Annotated in this window: 2 protein-coding genes; both read left to right on the top strand. The window is 66.4% G+C overall.

Annotated features, from left to right (window positions below):
• Positions 1-1,173: HisS family protein (locus tag EN969_RS29905; protein ID WP_127419669.1), on the top strand; the 1,173-nt coding region annotated here is incomplete at its 5' end.
• 60 nt (positions 1,174-1,233) lie between these two features.
• The coding region (locus EN969_RS29910) for an ATP phosphoribosyltransferase regulatory subunit (RefSeq protein ID WP_206525267.1) at positions 1,234-1,728 on the top strand (495 nt) is incomplete at its 3' end.

Genomic DNA, 1,728 nt, shown 5'->3' on the forward strand with positions numbered 1-1,728 from the left:
CGCTCAGGCTGGGTGTTCCGCAACGAGAAGCCCGGCCCCGGCCGCTTCCGCCAGTTCATGCAGTTCGATGCCGACACGATCGGCACGCCGGGTGTGGCCGCCGACGCCGAAATGGCCATGATGATGGCCGACGTCATGGAAGCGCTGGGCATCAAGCGCGGCGACTACGTCATCCGCGTCAACAACCGCAAGGTGCTGGATGGCGTGCTGGAGGCGATCGGCCTTGGCGGCGAGGAGAATGCCGGCCGCCGGCTGACGGTGCTGCGTGCGATCGACAAGCTCGACAAGCTCGGGCCGGAAGGCGTGAAGCTTTTGCTTGGCCCGGGCCGCTGGGACGGCGGCAAGGAGGGCGAAGGCGACTTCGCCAAGGGCGCCGGGTTGAACAACGGGCAAGCCGAGGCGGTTCTTCTCGCGACTGCGAGGACTATACAGGCCGGCCAGGATTCCATGGTCAGTTCGAACGCGATCTACCAGGAAGGCGTCGGCGAACTCGCCACGATTGAAGCGCTGGTCAGGGCGGCCGGATATGACGAAGACCGGATTGCCATGGACCGCTCGGTCGTGCGCGGCCTCGAATACTACACCGGCCCTGTCTTCGAAGCCGAGCTTCTGGCCGAAATCCCCAACGAAGACGGCCAGATCGTGCGCTTCGGTTCGGTCGGTGGCGGCGGGCGCTATGATGGCCTCGTCTCGCGCTTCCGTGGCGAGCCGGTGCCGGCAACCGGTTTTTCCATCGGCGTCTCCAGGCTGATGACCGCGCTGAAGAACCTCGGCAAGCTTGATGCCTCGGACGTGATTGCGCCGGTCGTCGTGCTGGTGATGGACAAGGACACCGACAGCCTCGGCCGCTACCAGAAGATGGTGGCGGAGCTGCGCGCCGCCGGCATCCGTTCCGAAATGTATCTCGGCGGCGCCGGCATGAAGGCGCAGCTCAAATATGCCGACCGTCGCGGCTGTCCGGTCGCCATCATCCAGGGCGGCGACGAGCGCGCCAAGGGCGAGCTGCAGATCAAGGACCTGATCGAAGGCGCGCGCATGTCGGCCGAAATATCAGACAACGCCGAATGGCGCGCGGCGCGCCCGGCACAGGTGACTGTGGCGGAGGGCGAGCTGGTCGTCGAGGTGAGGAAGATATTGGCGGCGCAGGCTGAGGAGAGGGCGCGTGGCAAGTAGAGGCCGCGTTGGCGCCTCTGGTTTGGGACCAGAGGGTCGTGCAGCACTGAGGTCAGCAAGTTGACCTCCCGCACCCCCGCCATCTCCACCGACATCACCAACCTCTTCGCCACGCGCAACACGCACGCCGTCGAGGTCGCCATATTGCAGCCGGCGGACCCGTTCCTCGACATGGCCGGCGAGGATTTGCGCCGCCGGATCTTCCTCACCGAAAGCGAAACGGGGCAGACGCTCTGCCTGCGGCCGGAATTCACCATTCCGGTCTGCCTCGACCACATAAGTTCGCAGGCCGGCACGCCGCGCCGTTATTCCTATCTGGGCGAGGTGTTTCGCCAGCGCCGCGAAGGCGGCAACGAGTTCTTCCAGGCCGGCATCGAGGATCTCGGCGACCGCGATACCGCGCAAGCGGATGCCCGCTCGGTGGCCGACGCGCATGCGCTGCTGTCGCTGGTGCTGCCTGGCCAGGCATTGGCGATCACGCTTGGCGACCAGACCATTTTCGAGGCGGTGCTGGCCGCCCTTGGCCTGCCGCGCGGCTGGCGCATGCGTCTTGCC

It is taken from the genome of Mesorhizobium sp. M7A.F.Ca.CA.003.01.2.1 (assembly GCF_003998945.1).
GTDB lineage: Bacteria > Pseudomonadota > Alphaproteobacteria > Rhizobiales > Rhizobiaceae > Mesorhizobium > Mesorhizobium ciceri.